The sequence below is a fragment of the Cupriavidus sp. 86D6 genome, from assembly GCF_057815095.1.
In genome coordinates, this window is record NZ_JBYPSB010000012.1 from 1 (window position 1) to 19,202 (window position 19,202).

The 19,202-nt window shown below is 65.1% G+C and carries 14 protein-coding genes; 10 read left to right on the forward strand and 4 right to left on the reverse strand.

All coding sequences use genetic code 11. The annotated features are described in order from the left end of the window. The 10 genes from AC3G88_RS21970 to AC3G88_RS22015 form a co-directional block, all read left to right on the forward strand. A partial coding sequence (locus AC3G88_RS21970) for a type VI secretion system Vgr family protein (protein WP_488893976.1) occupies positions 1 to 1,843 on the forward strand: 1,843 nt, incomplete at its 5' end. Positions 1,844 to 1,907: 64 nt separating this feature from the next. After that, positions 1,908 to 3,173, forward strand: coding sequence for a hypothetical protein (locus AC3G88_RS21975; protein WP_488773153.1), 1,266 nt, complete (start codon positions 1,908 to 1,910; stop codon positions 3,171 to 3,173). After that, the gene (locus tag AC3G88_RS21980; RefSeq protein ID WP_488893977.1) at positions 3,170 to 5,584 is read left to right on the forward strand and encodes an ImcF-related family protein; all 2,415 of its coding nucleotides are present in this window, start codon (positions 3,170 to 3,172) and stop codon (positions 5,582 to 5,584) included. Before AC3G88_RS21975 ends, AC3G88_RS21980 begins: the two co-directional genes overlap by 4 nt. Continuing rightward, entirely contained in the window at positions 5,566 to 6,684 is a 1,119-nt protein-coding gene (locus AC3G88_RS21985) for a type VI secretion IcmF C-terminal domain-containing protein (protein WP_488893978.1), read from the forward strand. The genes AC3G88_RS21980 and AC3G88_RS21985 overlap by 19 nt, the downstream gene beginning before the upstream one ends. 18 nt (positions 6,685 to 6,702) lie before the next feature. Beyond that, on the forward strand, positions 6,703 to 8,271 hold the full coding sequence (gene tssA / locus AC3G88_RS21990) for a type VI secretion system protein TssA (RefSeq protein WP_488773151.1): 1,569 nt from the start codon (positions 6,703 to 6,705) through the stop codon (positions 8,269 to 8,271). A gap of 16 nt (positions 8,272 to 8,287) precedes the next feature. Beyond that, positions 8,288 to 10,108: a type VI secretion system baseplate subunit TssF gene (gene tssF, locus AC3G88_RS21995; protein WP_488773150.1), complete on the forward strand. Its 1,821-nt coding sequence runs from the start codon at positions 8,288 to 8,290 to the stop codon at positions 10,106 to 10,108. 68 nt (positions 10,109 to 10,176) lie between these two features. After that, positions 10,177 to 11,193 carry a type VI secretion system baseplate subunit TssG gene (gene tssG, locus AC3G88_RS22000; RefSeq protein ID WP_488773168.1) on the forward strand — a complete coding sequence of 339 codons (1,017 nt, stop codon included), beginning with the start codon at positions 10,177 to 10,179 and terminating at the stop codon, positions 11,191 to 11,193. A 25-nt stretch (positions 11,194 to 11,218) separates the two neighbouring features. Continuing rightward, entirely contained in the window at positions 11,219 to 11,725 is a 507-nt protein-coding gene (gene tssJ / locus AC3G88_RS22005) for a type VI secretion system lipoprotein TssJ (protein WP_488773149.1), read from the forward strand. A gap of 54 nt (positions 11,726 to 11,779) precedes the next feature. Continuing rightward, entirely contained in the window at positions 11,780 to 12,526 is a 747-nt protein-coding gene (locus AC3G88_RS22010) for an interleukin-6 family cytokine (protein WP_488773148.1), read from the forward strand. Positions 12,527 to 12,666: 140 nt separating this feature from the next. Then, positions 12,667 to 13,767 carry a M14 family metallopeptidase gene (locus tag AC3G88_RS22015; protein ID WP_488773147.1) on the forward strand — a complete coding sequence of 367 codons (1,101 nt, stop codon included), beginning with the start codon at positions 12,667 to 12,669 and terminating at the stop codon, positions 13,765 to 13,767. A gap of 58 nt (positions 13,768 to 13,825) precedes the next feature. Here AC3G88_RS22015 and AC3G88_RS22020 read toward each other — a convergent pair whose 3' ends face one another. The 4 genes from AC3G88_RS22020 to AC3G88_RS22035 all read right to left on the reverse strand — a co-directional run bounded on the left by AC3G88_RS22020 (position 13,826) and on the right by AC3G88_RS22035 (position 19,164). After that, positions 13,826 to 14,728 (reverse strand): LysR substrate-binding domain-containing protein, encoded by a 903-nt coding sequence (locus AC3G88_RS22020; RefSeq protein ID WP_488773146.1) that lies wholly within the window; start codon positions 14,726 to 14,728, stop codon positions 13,826 to 13,828. Positions 14,729 to 14,942: 214 nt separating this feature from the next. After that, the gene (locus AC3G88_RS22025; protein WP_488773145.1) at positions 14,943 to 16,169 is read right to left on the reverse strand and encodes a metal-dependent hydrolase family protein; all 1,227 of its coding nucleotides are present in this window, start codon (positions 16,167 to 16,169) and stop codon (positions 14,943 to 14,945) included. A gap of 6 nt (positions 16,170 to 16,175) precedes the next feature. Beyond that, a complete protein-coding gene (locus AC3G88_RS22030; protein ID WP_488773144.1) occupies positions 16,176 to 17,480 on the reverse strand; it encodes an MFS transporter in 1,305 nt (434 codons plus the stop codon). A gap of 148 nt (positions 17,481 to 17,628) precedes the next feature. Continuing rightward, positions 17,629 to 19,164 (reverse strand): mannitol dehydrogenase family protein, encoded by a 1,536-nt coding sequence (locus AC3G88_RS22035; protein WP_488773143.1) that lies wholly within the window; start codon positions 19,162 to 19,164, stop codon positions 17,629 to 17,631. Between the last annotated feature and the right edge of the window lie 38 nt (positions 19,165 to 19,202).

The following is a 19,202-nucleotide window of genomic DNA, read 5'->3' on the forward strand; positions in this document are numbered from 1 at the left end:
CCTGCAGTACCAGATGTCCGATTGGGACTACGTGCGCCTGCTGATGGAGCAGGAAGGCATGTACTGCTACTTCGCGCCGGGGAAATTTGGCGAAATTGTGGTGTTCGGGGACGACATCGATCACTACATCTATCAGCCGGAACTGCGAGTGCCCTATCGGGAGACGGCCGGGCTGGAGTCGGGCACCGAAGCCGTCTTTGCGATTCGTACCCATACGAGAACCGTCGCCAGATCGGTCCTGGCATCGGACTACAACCCCGCGCACGCCTACGAGCGGCTCAAGGCCGACGCCAACATTGCATACAAGGATCGGACGACTTATGGCGAGCCATACGTCCACGGCACCCATCATCTGGATATGGCTGGCGCGAAGTGGGAGGCGCTGCTGCGTCACGAGGCGGCCATCGCCGGGCAGGTCGTCTATCAGGGTGAAAGCAACGTGCTGGCGTTGCGCCCGGCGCGCATCCTGCGCATGGATGCGACGCTGCCGGATGCGCCGAACGGCCAGGTCATTACCGAAGTCATCCACACGGGCGCCCGCGATCAGGCTTATCGGAACACATATCACGCGATTCCGTCGGACCGGCGTTTCCGTCTGCCGGTCGACGACACGAAATGGCCACGCATCGCTGGCACGCTGAGCGGTCGCGTCACCTCGCCCGGCCAATACAAATATGCCTACCTGACGCAGGACGGCCATTACACCGTCCGCTTCGACCTCGACTTCGACGAATGGCCGAATGGCCAGGAAAGCGTACCGCTGCGGCTGGCCAAGCCGTTCGCCGGCGCCGTGCAGACGGGCTTCCACTTCCCGCTGCTGGAAGGCACCGAGGTCGCCATCGCCTTCCACGACGGCAACCCGAACCGGCCCTATATCGCCCACGCGCTACACAACAGCCACAAGCCCGACCTGATCATCGGCCGGGACGGCTGGCAATCGCGCAACGTGATCCGGACGCAGCGCAACAACAAGCTGCGCTTCGAGGACTGGGAGGGGCATGAGGGGATCAAGCTGTCGACCCCTTACGGATGGCGGACGCAACTGAATCTTGGCTATTTGGTCGACCGGGAAAGACAGAAAAGAGGATCCGGCTTCGAACTAAGGACGTCCGAGTTCGGGGCGTTGCGTGGTGGCAAGGGTCTATATCTGACCGCTGCAGACCAGCCGAATGCGGAAGGCAAGCAACTCGACATGGACGATGTGGCGGAAACCTTCAGGCAGGCCACGGAGGTCCTGCAATCGCTTTCGAAATCCGCAAACGCTGCAAAGGCTTGGGCAGCTGAAGTAGACAGGCAGCGTGCTCTGGTCGAAAAACGGCTGCTAGGCCTGCAGAAGGCCTGTCTGGTTGCGACAGCTCCACATGGGGTAGGCCTGGCAACCGGTAGCGATCTGCAAATTGCCGCGCGTGCACACGTCTTCTTGACAGCAGGTGGCGGTTTCGACGTAGGTGTCCTAAAGCGGATGTCTGTCGCCGCAGGCGAAGCGATATCTCTATTTGCTGCAAAGCTGGGTATTCGAATATTCGCATCGAAAGGAAAGGTGGAAATACAAGCCCAAGGCGATGGTTTGGACCTGATGGCGTTGAAGGATATTGCTATCACTTCGTCGGAGGGAAAGTTGACCCTTGCCGCGTCGCAGGGCATCCGGCTATCGGATGGCACTGGCGCGTACATCGAGGTTCGCAACGGCAGAGTCATCTTGGCCAGTCCCGCGGGCGCGGTAGAGGTGAAAGGACAGTTGCGTATTGAAGGCGCGGCAGGAGGCGCCGTTTCGTTCCCGAGTTGGTCAAGCACTCCGCCGGAAGGCGTCAAATACAGTGGGCGGTTCGGATTTTCGGAATAGGAAAGGATGCCACACGAGCTTTGCTGCTCGGCCATTTGTTCGCAGGCTTATCGTCTGAACCTTAATGAGAGATTTTGAAGCTGTTGGTGAGTTGATGCCTATTGATTTCGCTAGGGTACCGCCACGTGTCGTTGTTCCGAAGCCGCCCCGAATATGTGCTTTGCGATGGGGAGCCTTGCTTGTCATATTTGTCGCCGTTGGTACTAGTATTGCCGGCATTCTTTGGTGGCAAGCAGAGTCCGAGCAGTGGATGCTATGGGTAGGGGGCATCGGGTACGCGGTCGCCTGCTGGCTGTTGGCCTTGGCCCTGCGACTCGGCCTAGGGCATCTTGCCTGCAGCCAGGCGATTGTGGAAAACGAAGTGCGAGACCAAATTGAGGAGGCTTGCCATGATCGAGCCAGCAGACCCCTCGCGGTGATCGGTCATGCCCAGCGCACCGCCACGGAGGAGATGGCGCGCGCCGTTCGCATCGATCTCGGTGCCGATCCACATGATCATGCACCCGGCCCTGATACGACGGACCGAGCCGTTCCCGCGCCACGCGCACTGAGGATACCGAATCGTCCGTTCTACCCTAGTAACGTACTGGGTGAACACGTACGCCATCGGGAAATCTGCGCCTGGCTCCTTGTAGACCTGGTCCGTGAAATCGCATGTGGTCTTTGCGCATTGCCTTCGGGATGCGTACTGGATGTTCGGCTTCGGCTCGCTGCACGTGTTGATCCTGAAGAGACTTGCCGAGAGCTGGAAGCGCTATTGTCGTCAAATGCCCGTGGCTTGATAGTGCGTGTGACACCCTGTGCGGGCAGCTTTGGCATATCGGAGCTGGAGCAATGGCTCGACAGCATGGCAGTGAATGAAGCGAAACTCGTTGTTGTGGTTCAACTTCGAGACGCCATAAGCGACGGTATGGAATGTGCGCATTCAGAAGGGGCCGCAGCGATGCTGCTTCGCCGCATGGATGCATCGGACCGATCAGCGGACCTTAAGTCAGCGTTGCGCATTCATCGACCAGGACGTGGAACGGTGGATTCGATGCCTCGGACTGTGGAACTGGCCGCGAAGTGGGGACAAACTGCCGTGGACCAAGTCGAGACGATATGGATGCAAGGACTTTCGACAGAAGCATGCCATCAGCTCAATAAGATGCTTGGGGACGGCGTAAGGCTAAGGGATCTCGACGCGATGCTGGGGGATTGCGGTGACGCTAGTCCCTGGCTCGCCGCCATTCATGCATTGGAAAACGCTGGGCGCCTGGCGCTACCGCAACTTATCGTTGCTCAACATGGGAGCGGCATTATCTCCCTCGTTTGCAGGAATCAAAAATGAGGGAGAAACCGCAAGGGAAGCTCGCGATGCTATATCTCGGCATCGCTTTATTCATTCTGTATATCGTTGTAGCGTTCACGGCTGGGGCGGTCTTGCTGCGTTATGAAAAACCAGCTGAACAGATAGCGATCATCGAGCTATGCCTATTCAGTGGTTTTCTGGTCGGGCTGATTTTCTTGAAGCATCTGCAAGCGGTCGTCCTTCTGATAGCCAGATTGAAGTCAACGGTATTGTCGCCCAGGCCAGAAATTTTGACGTCGTCGAAAACGAAAGGGGGCGAAGCTTCGGGGCCGACACCGTGGACGGAACTTCGATCCGTGCAAAGGGCCTTGCGAAGGAGGCACGGAAGAGGTTGGCGACGTCGCGCGCCTTGGTTACTCGTGTGTGGCGACGACAAGACCATCAACACAATTGCGCCGGGACTAGATGCAGTCGGCATTGTCGATGCAAAGGAAACGGTTCTAGTCCATGCAACGCCAATCGGTGTTGATGCGATCCTGTGGCGGAAGGAGATCCTGACGGCGCGCCCGCGTCGGCCGATCGATGCACTGGTATATGTGGTTGCCGAGGGTGACGGTCTAGACAAAGAGAGTGATGTGCTACGCAGGTTGGCTGCGATGGAGGAAGAATTTCGTTGGAGCTTCCCGGTTGTTCTGTTATGTCCGTCGGTAGCGCCGGGTCAGTCGGGGCAATGGGAGCTTGCCGGCGTCTATTTTCGCGGGCGGTTGCAAGATAGTACCGAGGAGGCCAATCATCTGGTTGTCGGTGCGCTGGATTCGCTGGAACGTCGGCAGGCACTTGACGCCATCTATGCGCGGCGCATCATCGACCGATGGGGGGCTGTCAAGCTTTCGGCTGTCGTCGGCTCGATGCGCGGAATGCTTGGGCACGTTTCCAAAGTATGGCAAACGTCAGACTGGATGAAAGGGCGTTTGAGCGGTGCGGTGTTCACCCTGGCTCGGCCGCCTGGGTCGAGTCATGCGGATTCCGATAACGGCTGGAGGTGTTCGTCTTCCTTGTCACCGGTATGGCGGGAGATTAGTGCGCAGTCAAGGGCATTTTGTGTTCGCCCAATAGGCGTACGTCGAGCAGACGTTTTTCTTGCGATTGCGATCGCAGGTATTTGTGCCTGGACTTCTGTGATGATTGTCTCAGGCATGCAAAGTTCAAGAAGTTTGAGTATGGCCTCAGGTGCGATGCAAGGCATTCATCGCTCCACAAGCCCTGCGGACAAGCTCAGATCTTTGGTTTTGCTCCAACAACAAATTGATCTTTACGAGCAGCGGATATCGAAGCACTCGAGTTGGTTGGCCCGCGCCACCCTCAACCGCGACGCCGAAATCCTTGGTGCGCTACGGAAGCCATACAGCCAAGCCGCTCGCCAGCTTCTGATCACTCCCATCCAGCACGACCTCGAGGCCTCTCTCGCGGACCTGTCCCAACTTCGGACTACACAACTCGACGACCAGACCACTCGCTGGGCGATGGGGGGTCGCGACACGCTCAAGGCGTATCTGATGATGGCGAATCCCGCTCGCGTCGAACCCGATTTCCTTGCGGCGCAGATGGCGGCACACTGGACCACCGGTGCGCGCCTGACGCCGGGTGAAAGGATGGACATGGCCGAGCGCATGGCCAACTTCTATGCGCGGCACCTGAAAACGAATGAAGCCTGGAAGATTGACGCGCGAGAGGATCTGGTCGCCGGCGCCCGCAGGACCTTGCTGGCCGTCATCGGGCAGACCAATGCGCAGGACACGCTCTACCGGGGCATCCTCGATGGTGTCGGCAGCAAGTATCCGGACCTGACGTTGGCGCAGCTTGCCGCCGGCACCGATACGCGTGGACTGTTGCGATCGTCGGCGGTGGTGCCGGGGGTCTTTACGCGACAGGCGTATGAAGGTTATGTCGCGGACGCGATCGATGCGGCCGCCAAGCGGCGGGATATTGCCGCGGACTGGGTGTTGTCCGACGATGGGGCAGACGGTCAGGCTGGCTTCGGCAAGACGGAGGGGCGGGACTCCGCCGATGCGATGCGTGTCGCGCTGACTGCGCAATACTTCTCCAACTATGCCGAGCACTGGCAGGCCTTCATGAACGCGTTGCAATGGGAGGCGGCCCCGACGTTGCCGGCCTCGATTGCCCAACTCAAGCAGATGACCGATGCGCGTCAGTCGCCCGTGGTTGCGTTGATGAAGTCGCTGGCGTACCAGGGCGGGGCCGGGGTGCAGAAGGCTTCGTTGGCCGAAGCGCTGGTGGACAAGACCAAGGCCATCCTTGGCGGGAAGGCAGAGGGGGCGAGCGCCGAGGGAGCGAACGGGCGCTTGATGCGGCGTTTGGACCGGTGTTGCGACTTGCCGGTCAGCCGGGGCCGGGTGGGCCGAGTATGTCCGTGGGCAGTGGCGATCTGAGCCTGCAGCGATACTTCGATCGTGCGACGGCGTTGCGCCTGCGCCTGCAGCAGATCACGCAAAGCGGCGATGGCGATGGCCAGGCGCGGCAGCTGGCGCAGGCGCTATTTCAGGGCAAGGGGTCGGAACTGGGTGACACGCAGGCCTATGCGCAGTTGATGGCCGCCAGCCTTGGCGCCGAATGGGCCGGCATGGGCGAGGCGCTGTTCGTGCGGCCGGTTGCGCAGGCCGCACAGGCTGTCCTGCGGCCGGCCCAGGCCAGTTTGAACGAGGCCTGGCGTCAACACATCGCGATGGCCTGGGGGAGGGCGTTCGCAGGGCGCTATCCATTTGCGTCGACCGAGAATGACGCTTCGCTGCCTGAACTAGCGCGCTTTCTGCGGCCGCGGGACGGGTTGATCCATGCCTTCCTGGGCAGTCAGCTTGCCGGCGTGCTGGAACTGCAGGGCGACCAATGGGTGCCGGTCGCGGCGGCTGCGGAAGGGCTGAAATTCGATCCGAATTTCCTCAAGGGGATCAACGCTCTGCAGCGGATTGGGGCCCGACTGCTGGTGCAAGGCGAACCGCAGTTTCAGTTTGCGCTCAAGCCGATCCCGACGCCGGGCCTGACTGACACCCTGATGACCGTGGATGGCCAGACGCTTCACTATTTCAACCAGCGCGAAGCGTGGCATGCCACACGGTGGCCGGCCAACGATCTTCAGGCGCCGGGCACGCGCCTGCAGTGGCAGACCGAGACGGCCGGGACGAACAAGCACTATGAATTCGACGGGCGCTGGGGATGGATCAGGATGCTGGAGCGCGCGGATGTCGAGCCCATCGACAGCGCAACGTTCCAGCTGACATGGCAGGGGGCGCCAGATACTGGCGCTGCCGGCAAGCAGGCAGTGACTGCCGACCCGGATAGCCTGACCGCGCGCGAAGCCCATACGCCGGTGCCGGCCGCGATGGCGTATCCCATCCGCTACCAGATGCGGACCGAGGCGGGTCATGGGCCGCTTGAGTTGCTGGCCTTGCGAGGCTTTGTACTGCCGTCTCGGATCTTTGCCGATTCCGGGCGGCATTCGCTGGCGCAGGCCAGTGCGACGGCATCCCACTGACGAATCCGACTCCCCGTAATGTTCAATCAACTACTCAAGGCGCTGTTTGGCGCCGACACGCCCTTGGCGCTCGTATCCTCCACGCAGGCGGAATGGGGGCCATGGCTGCAGGACATTCGCCCGGAGATGCCGGTTGGCGACGACCCAGGCTATGAGGACGAATTCCTTGCGATCAAGGACGAGGTGGCCAAGCTGTCCGGCGTCGACGACGCCCTGATCGTGGAGTTGTCCGAGCGGTTGCTGAAAACCCATGCCAAGGATGTACGGCTGGCGGTCTACTACCTGTACGGTCGCATGCGTCGCGATGGCGCGGAGGGCGTAGCGGCAGGATTCGAGCTGTTGTCGGCGCTGATCGATCGCTTTGGCAACCAGCTGCTGCCCACCCGCGAGGAATCGCGCAAGGCGGCGCTCGAATGGCTGGCGGGCACGACGTTCGCCGACAGGCTGGATCGCGTGCATGGACTGAACGGAGACACCCTGGCGCGTACGCTTTCTGCGCTGGCCTTGATCCAGGCGCGGACCGCGCAATGGTCCGATGCCGGCCGTCCGGCGCTGGACGGTCTGTGCCGGCGCTTCGAGAGCCGGATTGAAAACCCGCTACCGGCGGCAAGCGACGACCGGCTGGTCAAGCCAGTGGAGGCACCCGAGTCGCTGACATACGGCGCGGTGACGTCGGCACGGGAACTGTTGGACCGTGCTCGCCAGATGGCGCGTTTCCTGCGCGAGCAGCCCGATGGATATCTGGCCGCTTACCGGCTCATACGGTGTGTGCGCTGGGATGTCCTGGTCGAGGTGCCCCCTCACGATGCCGGCGGTCGCACCCGGCTGGCAGCACCGCGCGCGGAGTTGCGCGCGCACCTGAAGCGGCTGTCCCTGCAGAAGCAATGGCCGGAATTGCTCGAACGCGTGGAGCAGGCCTTCGCGGAAGGCGCGAACCATTGCTGGCTGGATCTGCAGTGCTACGCGTTTGTTGCCCAGGAGCAGGCCGCCGGGCCATACGCGGCCGTGCGAGACCTGCTGGCCACGGACTGTGCCTTGTTGCTGGAGCGGCTGCCGGGGCTGGACCAGCTGTCTTTCGCCGATGGCACGCCGTTCGCGGACGATGCCACGCTGGAATGGATCGGTCGCCATGCCACGGTACGTGACCTGGAGCGCGGTGGGCCGATCGCACCCGCCGTGGTGTCCGAGGCCAGGACCGACTGGACCGAAATGGAGGCCCAGGCCATCGACATGGCTGGGGAGCGGGGCATCGAAGCGGCCTTGTCATGGTTGCAGGGGTTGCCGGCGCGCAGCGGCGAGCGTGAACGCTTTGTCCGGCAGTTGGTCATGGCAAGGGTTGCCGAACGGGCTGACCGGGCGGATATCGCCGCGCACCTGCTGACCGTACTGGACCAGGACGCGCAGCGGTTCCAGCTGGCGGCCTGGGAACCGGCGCTGGCCTTCGACGTCAAGCAGCAGCGGCTACGGCTGCTCAAGTCGCGCATTCTGCGCAAGGACGCGAACAAGCCCGTGCTGGCGCATCGCATCGACGTGCTGCTGGGCGAGCTGACCGCCATCGACCCGGCACGGACCCTGACCCTGGCATGACGACTACGCTGACACGATGAGCCATTCCCCCCAAGACAATGACATCCTGCGTTACTACGAAGCCGAGATGCGCTATCTGCGTGATGCCGGCAAGGAGTTCGCGCAGGCGTTTCCGGACCGCGCCCGCATGCTCAACATCGATCGCGTCGGGGAGCGCGATCCCCATGTCGAGCGCCTGTTCGAGGGATTCGCGTTCCTGATGGGGCGGCTGCGGCAAAAGCTCGACGACGAATTGCCCGAGATGACGGAGGGCCTGGTCAGCATGCTGTGGCCGCATTACCTGCGGATGATCCCGTCGCTTTCGATCCTGGAACTGGCGCCAGAGCCGGCCGGGCTGCATCGCCACGAAGTGCTGCCTGCCGGGCTGGAGGTGCTGTCCGATCCGATTGCCGTGGAGGACGGCCGCGACGGCACGGGCCAGGTCGAGTGCATCTACCGGACCACGCAGGCCGTCGATCTGTATCCGCTGCGGCTGACCGATGCCGGGATCGATACGCGCGAGGACGGCCGCTCGGTCGTGCGGTTGCGGATGGCGTTTGAGGGGCCGGCCACGCGGGAGCCGTTCGCGGTGCCGCGCCTGCGGATATACCTGCATGCCGACCGGCCGCTGGCGTTGGCGATGCGGGCCGCGCTGACGGCGCCGCCGGTAGCGGTCCAGGTACGCGTCCCGGGGTTTCCTGCAGACCGGCCCGGAGCCGCGCAGCCCATGGCGCGGCTGCGCATCGAACCGGCGGGATTGGGTGCCGGCGAACGGCTCTGGCCGAAGCCGGACAATGCGTTCGGCGGCTACCAGCTGCTGCTGGAGTATTTCACGTTTCCCGAGAAGTTCATGTTCGTGGATCTGGTCGGCCTGGACATGACGGCGATCCCGCCCGGTGTCGATCACTTCGACGTCGAGGTCGTCCTGGAGAAGGCGTTGCCCGCCGATCTGCGGGTATCGGCCGACAACTTCCGGCTGTACTGCACGCCGGTCATCAACCTGTTCGAACTGGAGGCGGACCCCGTTTCCGTGACCCACCGGGAATCCGAGTATCGCGTGCGGGCCACCGAGCGGCATGGCTGGCATGTCGAAGTCTATTCGGTGGACACCGTGCGGGGCTTCGAGGCGGCGACGGGCGGGCGATTCGAGTATGCGCCGTTCGCTGCGTTCCGTCATCGCGGCGGCATGTTGCGTCACGAGATGCCGGAACGGTACTTCCACACCCGCGTGCGACGCGGGCCATCGGGCCGCTTCGATACGTGGCTCGTGCTGGGCGGCCATGCGTGGGAACAGCACGACAGCCTGCCCGAGGAGACGCTGTCGCTGTCGGTGACGGGCACCAATGGCATGCTGCCGCGCAAGGCGCTTGGACAGGCTGGCATCCGCCGCATGCGCAGCGGCTTCGCCCACGTCAGCGCGGTCCGGAACCTGACCGCCCCGACCTTGCCGGTCTATCCGCCGACGCGCGACAGGTTCCACTGGCGCGTGCTGTCGCATCTGGCGCCGAACTACCTGTCGCTGCTCGATGCCGAGATGCTGCGCGGGTCGCTGGCGCTCTATGACTGGACCGATGGCGAAATGAACCGGCGCCGGATCGGCGCGATCACCGCCGTGCAACACCGGCCGCTGCGCAAGCTGGTCAAGGGCGGTTTGCTGCGTGGCGTCGAAATCGCGGTCACGGTTGACCGGACCCGCTTTGCGGGCGATGGCGATCTGGCGCTGTTTGGCGACATGCTGAATGCGTTCCTGTCGCTCTACGCCACGCTGAACCTGTATACGCGCCTGGCAATCATCGCCCAGCCGGATGGCGCTCGGCTGGTTTGGCCCGATAGCAAGGCCGAAGGAGCGCCATTTTGAGGGAGGTCGAATCCCACGCGAAGGCCGGTGGACGGCTGCTGGCTGCGTTGCTGGCCAATGCGCCCCGGATGAATTTTCTACGCTTTTGCGAACTGATCGAGCTGGCGGCCCCCGATCATCCCCCTTTGGGCTCCACGAACCGGCTTGCCGATGATCCGGTGCGGTTCCGGTCTGCGGCGCAGCTTGGCTTTCCGGGGCGCGAGATGGCGGCGGTCGAGCAGGGTGCCGGCGGGCTCGGTGACGTGCCGACAGTGCGAACGACTTTTATCGGGCTATACGGCGTGGATGCGTTCATGCCATCGTATTTCGTCGATGAAATCGCGCAGCGTCGCGATGGCGCCGAGCCGCTGGCCGCGTTTCTGGACCTGTTCCATCACCGGATGGTCACCCAGTTCTACCGTGTGGCAAGCAAGTACCGGTATCCGGTTGGTTTCCGGCGCGAGGGGCGCGACAAGATTTCGCAATGTCTGTTGAGCCTGGTGGGCCTTGGCATCGGCGAGCCGGACGTACGACGCATAGTAGAAACGCCAAAGCTGTTGTCGATGCTCGGCCTCGCCGGCCAGCGCACACGCACGGCCGAGGGGTTGGCCGGCGTATTGCGGCACGCGGTGCCGGATGCCTGTATCAAGGTGGAGGAGTTTCACCCGGTGTGGGTTCGCCTCGATGACCCGCGCGACCAGGACGCGCAGCGCGCCCAGCCGCTTGGCGACCACTGCGTGCTCGGGCGCGGCTTCGTGGATCGGACCAATACCGTCCGCGTCGTACTGGTGCCGCAGACCGGCGAGGCGGTGCTCGGGCTGTTGCCGGGCGGGGCGATGCATCGCGCGGTGCTGGCGTTGCTGGGCTTCTATCTTGGATACACGGTCCAGGCGTGCCTGGAAATGCACGTGCGGCCCGCACTGATGCCCGCGCCCCGGCTCAATGCCGGAGATGCCAGGCTGGGCTACTCGATACAGCTTGAGCCCGTCAAAGACGCGCAGCGGCCCGCTACGGCTGCAGGCAGGCTGACTCGTGTGCAGCTTGGAACGTGGACGGGTCACCAAACCACGCACCATGGCATGCGCCCCGCGCAAGCCATTTCTTAACGTATGGGATAGGAGGCAGGGCACGATGCGATGTCTGAAGCGCAGTGCAATGGTCGCGCTGGCCAGCGCCGGGCTGGTTGGATGCGGCGTGGGGCAGGCGGTCAAGGACGGCACCGTGGACGCGGCGAAATGGGCGTTCACGAGCCAGGTGAAGACCATGAACATCGACCTCGCCGGCCGGGCGTCCGTGAATCCCGATGCCGCCGGCAAGTCGCTGTCGACGGTCGTGCGGTTCTATCAGCTCAAGGACGCGCAGCGGTTCGAGCAATCGAGCTACGAGCAACTGCAGGCCAATGACCTGGAATGGCTGAAGCCGGACCTGCTGGCCACGGGGGACGTGGTGCTGCGCCCGGGCGCAGCCGCCAGCATCAGCGAGCCGATGAAGGACGGCAGCGAATACGTTGGCGTGGTGGCGTTCTTCCGGGACACCGGCGGCGATGCGGTGTGGAAACTCGTCATCCCGCGAAAACAATGGAAGAAAAGCGATCCGGTCAGGATCGAGGTGCGCGGCAATACGCTCGAAATGACTTAGCAGCCGCTGAAACAGTGGGACAATAGCGGCCGATTTCCCCACCCGCACTGCCTCATGACCCTACCCCTGCCCGGGAGCTGGATTCCCGTCCGCAAGGATTTTGTCGATCCGTCCGCCACCCGCTGCCACGCGCGCAGCGCCCTGGGTGGCCGGCACCATGGCTTTCCGGAAGGCCATGCCTGGATCCTGCGCGGTCCCGATGGCCATGAATACCCGTTTGGTCTGGAATGCGCGCGCGCCGCGCTTGCCGTGCCGGGCATGCTCGACCAGGTGCCGGACTACACCGAACGCGACGCGGTCAAGCGCGTGGACGCCGCGTTTGCCGATCTGCCGCGCCGCAAGCCCACGGCGGCCGAACTGGAGCTGCAGCGCCGCAACTTCGCTACGCGATATGTGGTGCTGCGGATGGAAAAGGTGGCCGGCGTGCCGCGCGTGCAGCCGACCGTGCGGTTTCCTGCGCTGGAAGACCTGTACCAGCAGATCATGGCCGGCCGGCCGCTGACGCATCCCCAGGTGCAGCGCGTGCTGGCGATCGAGCGCAGCGCCGCCACGCCGCCCAAGCTCAAGGCGCTGAACCTGCTCGATGTCTACACCGCGCACACCAAGCTGGAATGGCTGACGGCCAGCGCCAATCGCGAGGATCGCATACGTTTTCTGCGCAGCCTGCATGACTGGCTGGCCAGACATCTGGTGCTGTCCGCCGCGCAGATCGAGGCGGCCGGCATTGTCATGCATCCGCATGCGTTCCGTTCCGCCTGGCCGAAGGAAGGCGAGCCCGGCGGGCCGGGCGAACTGTTCTGAATCGCTCCTGAATCGGTCCGGAATCCGTCCTGAAGCCGTTCCAAGGCCGTTCCAGACCCAATATGCAAGACGCTGGCATCGGACGGCCGATTGGCGTTACATTGGGCGTACCTTCACCCGGCCTAGGCCAACTCCCCGCCATGCCTGCCAGTCCGATGTCGCCCGTTGCGCGCCAGTTCGCGCGCAGCTATGCCGAAGCCCGCCAGAAGTTTCTAGATGCCGCCCATGGTTGCGGCGCCACGCTGACCGAGTTCCCCCATCCGACCGAAGTCGGTCGTGACGGCGAGACGTTGGCCATGGACGTCGCCTGGCTGGGCGCATCCGACGCGACCCACGTGCTGCTGGTGACATCGGGCACGCACGGCGCCGAAGGCTACTGCGGATCGGGCGCCCAGGTGGCCATGCTGCACGATACCGCCCTGCATGCCGATTGCCGCCGCGCGGGCTGGGCGCTGATGTTCGTGCATGCCGTGAACCCCTATGGGTTCTCGCACCTGCGCCGCGTCAACGAGGACAACGTCGATCTGAATCGCAATTTCATGGATTTCGACCGGCCGCTGCCGCTGAACCCGGCCTATGCCGAGGTGGCGCCGCTGCTGCTGCCGGCACAATGGCCGCCGTCCTGCGAGGCACAAACGGCGTTGATGACGACCGTGGCCCAGAAGGGGATGGACTGGTATCAGGCTGCGGTCAGCGCGGGCCAGTACCAGGACGCCGCCGGCATGTTCTTCGGCGGCCACAAAGCCACGTGGAGCAATTACACGCTGCGGCGCATCCTGGCCCGGTTTGGCGCGGGCCGCACGGTGCTGCGCTGGATCGACGTGCATACCGGCCTGGGCCCGTGGGGCTATGGTGAACCGATCTACATGGGGCCGGACGCGCCCGAGCCGCTGGCCAGGACGCGTGCCATCTGGGGCCGCAGCGTCACATCGATCTACGACGGTTCCTCGACCTCGGCCAACCTGACGGGCCTGGCGTGGCAGGCGGTGCCACAGACCCTGCCGTCCATCGACTATGCCGGCATTGCGCTCGAATTCGGCACGCTGCCGCTGGCCGAAGTGCTGGACGCTCTGCGGGGCGATCACTGGCTGTACTTGCATCCAGAGGCTGACGAGAACCAGCGTGCCCTGATCAAGCAGACGGTATGGAACGCGTTCTATGGCGATACCGACGACTGGCGCGAGGGCGTGGTGGCGCAGGTGACCGACGCCGTGCGCAAGGCGCTCGCTTCCGCCCCGTAGCCGCCCCCGTCAGGCGCGTCGTTCGTCCGTCCCCCGACATGCCGAGGCCCGGCCGGACCTAGGCCCCGGCGTCGCTTTCCTCGATCAGCCATTGACGGAACGCACGCGCCGCCGCCGGTTCGGCCCGGTCGCGCGGCCAGACCACGTAGTACCCGCCGCCCAGCGACGCACTGGCGTCGCAGGCGCGCACCAGCAGGCCCGCCGCCAGGCATCGGTCGATCATATGGCGCCACGCCAGCACGATGCCCTGGCCTTCGATGGCCATCTGCACGAGCACGGGGTAGGTATTGGCCACCAGCTCGCGCTCGAAGCGGGTTTCACGCAAGCCGTTGCGCGCGAACCAGGCCGGCCACGACATCCAGATGCGCTGGGCATCCTCCAGCACCAGCAGCGATTCCCTGGGCAGGTCCGGCACCTTCAGCGCCCGGCCGCCCAGGTACGACGGCGCGCAGACCGGAAACACTTCCTCGTCGTAGAGACGCTGCGCGGCAATGCCGCTGGGCGCGCCTTCGCGCAGGTAATACAGGCCGACATCGAAATCGGTGCCCGACAACGACGCCAGGCTGTCGTTGACCACCAGCCGCACATGAAAATCCGGATGCCGCGCCCGGAAGGCTGCCAGGCGCGGCGTGAGCCAGAGCACGGCCACGCCGGAGGAGCAGGCCACGGTCAGCTCGACCTGGCCCTTGCGTTTCATCACGTCTTCGGTGGCTTCGGCGCAGCGCACCAGCAGCCGCTGCACCTGCTCGGCGTACTGCTGGCCGCTGACGGTCAGCCGCAACGCACGCGGCTCGCGCACGAACAGCTTCTTGCCCAGGAATCGCTCAAGCTGGGCCACCTGGCGGCTGATGGCACTTTGCGTGAGATGAAGTTCGGCCGCGGCCTTGGTGAAACTGCCGTGCCGCATCGCGGATTCGAACGCGACCAGGCAGGGCAATGGGGGAAGGGGGGTGATGCGCATCGGGGGCTTGTCATGGGCAGGTGACGATGCCAATGATAGTCGCAAGCCTTGTGCCAGAGGGTGGCAGGACGGGGGTGTCTCGAGAGGCGAGGGGCTTGATTTGCAATGCCGTGCCCTCTCCCCCGGCCCCTCTCCCGCAAGGGAGAGGGGAGCAAACCGTTGGGGCTATCGATGCCTGCGGGTTGTCCGGGGAGAGGGCTAGCCTGCCGTGGCCTCAAGCGTGATGGATCTTGCCCGCCTGCATCACCAGTTCGATGCGCGACGCCGGGCCGGCCAGTACCTCGATGTCCTGCAGCGGGTCGCCATCGACCACCAGCACGTCGGCGATCGCGCCGGCCTTGACCACGCCAAGCTCGCCGTCGCGCTGCAGGATCTCGGCGGCGATCGACGTGGCCGAGCGTACCGCCTCGGCGTTGCCCAGGAGTTCGGCGCGGATGCGGAATTCCTCGGACTGGTACTGGTGCATTTCGCCCAGCAGGTCGGAGCCGAAGCCCATCGGTACGCCGGCTTCGGCGTAGATGGCCAGCGAATCGCGGCCGGCCTGGCGCACGGTTTCGATCTTGGCCACGGAGTCGGCTGGCAGGCCCAGGCGCGCGCCGTCGCGGGCCAGGGCGTCGTAGGTGATCAGCGTCGGCACCACGTAGGCGCCGTGCTCGCGCATCACGCGGGCGGCCGCCGCATCGACAAGGTTGCCGTGCTCGATGGTGCGCACGCCGCAGCGAATCGCGCGGGTGATCGCCCGGCCCGTGTAGGCGTGGGCCATCACATACGTCTGCGCGGCCTCGGCCTCGGCCACGATGGCGCGGATCTCGTCTTCGCTGTACTGGGTGTTGCCGATGGGGTCGGTGGGCGATGCCACGCCGCCCGACGCCATGATCTTGATCTGCGTGGCGCCTTTCTGGATTTCCTCGCGCACGGCCAGCCGCACGGCGTCCACGCCGTCGGCCACGCGGGCGATGGCGCCGGCCCGGAACGCGCACGAGCACGGCTCCAGCGTGTCCGAGCGCGGGCGGAAGTCGCCGTGGCCGCCCGTCTGCGACAGCGCCTTGCCAGACGGGAAGATGCGCGGGCCGGGGATCAGCCCCGTGGCCACGGCCTGCGACAGGCCCCAGTCGGCGCCGCCGGCATCGCGCACGCTGGTGAAGCCGCGTTCCAGCATGCCGCGCATGATCGGCATGGCGCGGAACGCCACCAGCACGTTCGGCTGCACCGCATTCAGGCCCAGGTTGGCCAGCGACGCCAGCACGTGCACGTGCAGGTCGATCAGGCCCGGCATCACGGTCTTGCCGGTGACGTCGATCACGCGGGCCTGGGGCGCGTGGATCGGCGTGGCGCTGACGTCGACGATGCGTTCGCCGTCGATCAGCACATCATGGCGCGGCAGCAGCGCGCCGTGCACGGGGTCGAGGACGTTGCCGCCCTGAAGCAGGATGTGGGTCATCTTCAATTACTTCGATTGCAGGTAGGCGGGCTCGCGCACCAGGCGCGTGCCGCAGAAGCTGATGGCCGCCGCGATCATCACGTAGATGGCCGGGGCCATGGTGCTGCCCGTGCTGGCGATCAGCCATGTGATGAAGAACGAGGCGAAGCCCCCGAAGATCGTCACGGCCAGGTTGTAGGCCACCGACAGGCCGGTGGACAGCACCTTGGCCGGGAACAGTTCGGCAAACGCGGCCAGGATCGGGCCCGTGTAGGCGGCAATCAGCACGCCGAAGACAATCTGGAACACCAGCAGCGAAGCCAGCCCCGGCGCGTGGTTGATGTAGGCGAACATCGGCCAGGCCAGTACGAAGATCAGCGCGGCGGCGCCCGACAGCAGGCCGCGGCGGCCCAGCCGGTCGGCCATCATGCCGACGATGGGCGCGAACACCATGATCGCCATGCCCCCGGCCATGCCGGCGATGAAGCCGGTCGATTGCGGCACCTTGAGCACCTTGATGGCGTAGGTCGGCATGTAGAACAGCAGCACGTAGGTGCATACCGTCCACAGGATCACCATCGAGAAGCTGGCGGCGGTCTGGCGCGGATAGTCGCGCAGCACTTCCTTCAGCGGCGAATCGGTCTTGTCGGTGGTCGCCTGGAACGTGGGCGTCTCTTCAAGGTTGTGACGGATATAGAAGCCGACCGGGCCGATGATCATGCCGATCAGGAACGGCAGGCGCCAGCCCCAGCTGTTGAGCGCCTCGGGGCTCAGCGACGCGGTGACGAAGGTGCCCACGGCGGCACCCAGCAGCACGGCCACGCCGATGCTGGCCTGGATCCAGCTCGAATAGTAGGCACGCTGGCGCTCGGGCGCGTACTCGGTCAGGAACGCCGTGGCGCCACCCATCTCGCCGCCGGCCGAGAAACCCTGCATCAGGCGCGCGATGACGATGAGCAGCGGGGCGAACACGCCGATCTGGTCATAGGTGGGCGCGATGCCGATCAGCGTGGTGCCGGCGGCCATCAGCAGGATGGTCAGCGACAGCGCCGCCTTGCGGCCCACACGATCGGCGTAGACGCCCAGGATGATGCCGCCCACGGGCCGCATGAAGAACCCTACGCCGAACGTGGCCACGGCCAGCAGCAGCGATGACAGGTCGTTTCCGGTGGGGAAGAACAGTTTGGCGATGATCACGGCGAAGAAGCTGTACACCGTGAAGTCGAACCATTCGAGGCCGTTGCCGATCACCGTGGCGATGATGGCGCGGCGGCGTTGACTGGCCCCGATCTGGGGCGCGGTCTCCGCAAAGGCGGGGGCGCTGGCTTGCATGTCTCTCTCTCCCTGTTTGGCAGAACGCTGGGAAGCCCTTTTATGACAGGCTCTGGCCGATGGTAGGGGCGCCCCGGCAAGAGAGAGAAACGATATCTGCGCATGCTGGCATGACGCCAGCGCATGCGTGGCCTGCGCTGGCGTCGGGCTAGGCGGTGCTGTTGACGCGCGTGAGAGCACCCGTCACGCCGTGCGCGCACAGCAGTTCCAGCTGCGTGGCCACGCTGTCTACAAACACCGCCGACTGCCCCAGGTCGCCAAACACGGGCGCAAAGCCGGCGATGGTCCGCACGCGCGTCTGCTCGCGTGTGCGGGCATCGAACAGTTTTTCGGTCTGGCGCGCGGCGTCGGCCATCGCGGCGGCCAGCGGCTGCGCCAGCGGGTCTTCGATCGGGAAGGCGTTGCCGGCCTCGTCGTACCCGCGCAGGAAGTGCAGCCACGCGGCCACACCCAGCGCCAGGCGCGGAAACGGCTGGCCGGCGGCAATGCGGTCGCGGATCGGCGCCAGCAGCCGCTGCGGGATCTTCTGCGACCCGTCCATGGCGATCTGGCGGGTGCGATGCCCCAGCGCCGGGTTCGTGAAGCGCGGCAGCAGGCTGGCGCGATAGGCGTCCACATCGAGCCCCGGCAGCGGCGGCAGCGTGGGCTGGGTTTCGCGCGCCATGGTGTCCGAAATGAACGCATGCACGGGAGGCTGGGCGATCACGCGGTCGGTGGTGGCCCAGCCGGCCAGCACGCCCAGGTACGCCATCATCGACTGGCTGCCGTTGACCAGCCGGTGCTTGAGTACCTCGAACGGGCGCGCCTCGGCGACGAACTGGGCGCCGCCGGCTTCCCATGCGGGGCGGCCCGCCGCGAAGCGGTCCTCGATCACCCACTGGAAGAACGGCTCGCCCACCACGGGCCACGCGTCGTACAGGCCCAGCGCCGACGAGACGTGCGCCACGTCGTCGATGGTGGTCTTGGGCACGATGCGGTCCACCATCGTGTTGGGGAACGTGCAGCGCGCCGCCACCCAGTCGTGCAGCGCCGGGTCGATCTCGGCGCAGAAGGCCAGCAGCACGCGGCGCAGCGTATCGCCATTGCTGGCCAGGTTGTCGCACGACAGCAGCGTGACCGGGCCCAGGCCGCGCTGCATGCGCCGCTGCAGGCCCAGCGCCAGGTAGCCGATGGCGGTCACGGGGTGCGATACGGCGGACAGATCCTCGACGATATCGCGGTCGGCCCGGTTCAACTCGCCGGTGGCGGGATCGTGGCAATAGCCTTTCTCGGTGACGGTCAGGCTGACGATGCGGGTGTCGCGATGGGCGATGCGGTCCAGCACGATCTCGGGGTCTTCCTCGGCCACCAGCACGCCAAGCACGGCCCCGATGACCTGCAGCGTTTCGGCGGTGGCGCTGCGCAGGGCCAGCGTGTACAGGCCTTCCTGCGGCTTGAGCGCGTCGCGCGTGTCGGGCCGGCGCAGCGACACGCCGATGATGCCCCAGCGCAGTCCGTCTTCCCCCATGGCCGCGATGGCGGCTTCAGTGATCTCGGCCTGGTGGCCGCGATGGAAGGCGCCGATCCCCAGGTGAACGATGCCCGCCCGCAGGGCGTCGCGCGCATAGCCGGGACGCCGCACGTCGGGCGGCAGCGCGCCGAGCCGGGCAGGATGCAGACGCGGCAGCTGTTCGATATCGCTCATCGTGGTCTCCTTGTCAGGCCTTGCGCTCAACGCCGATC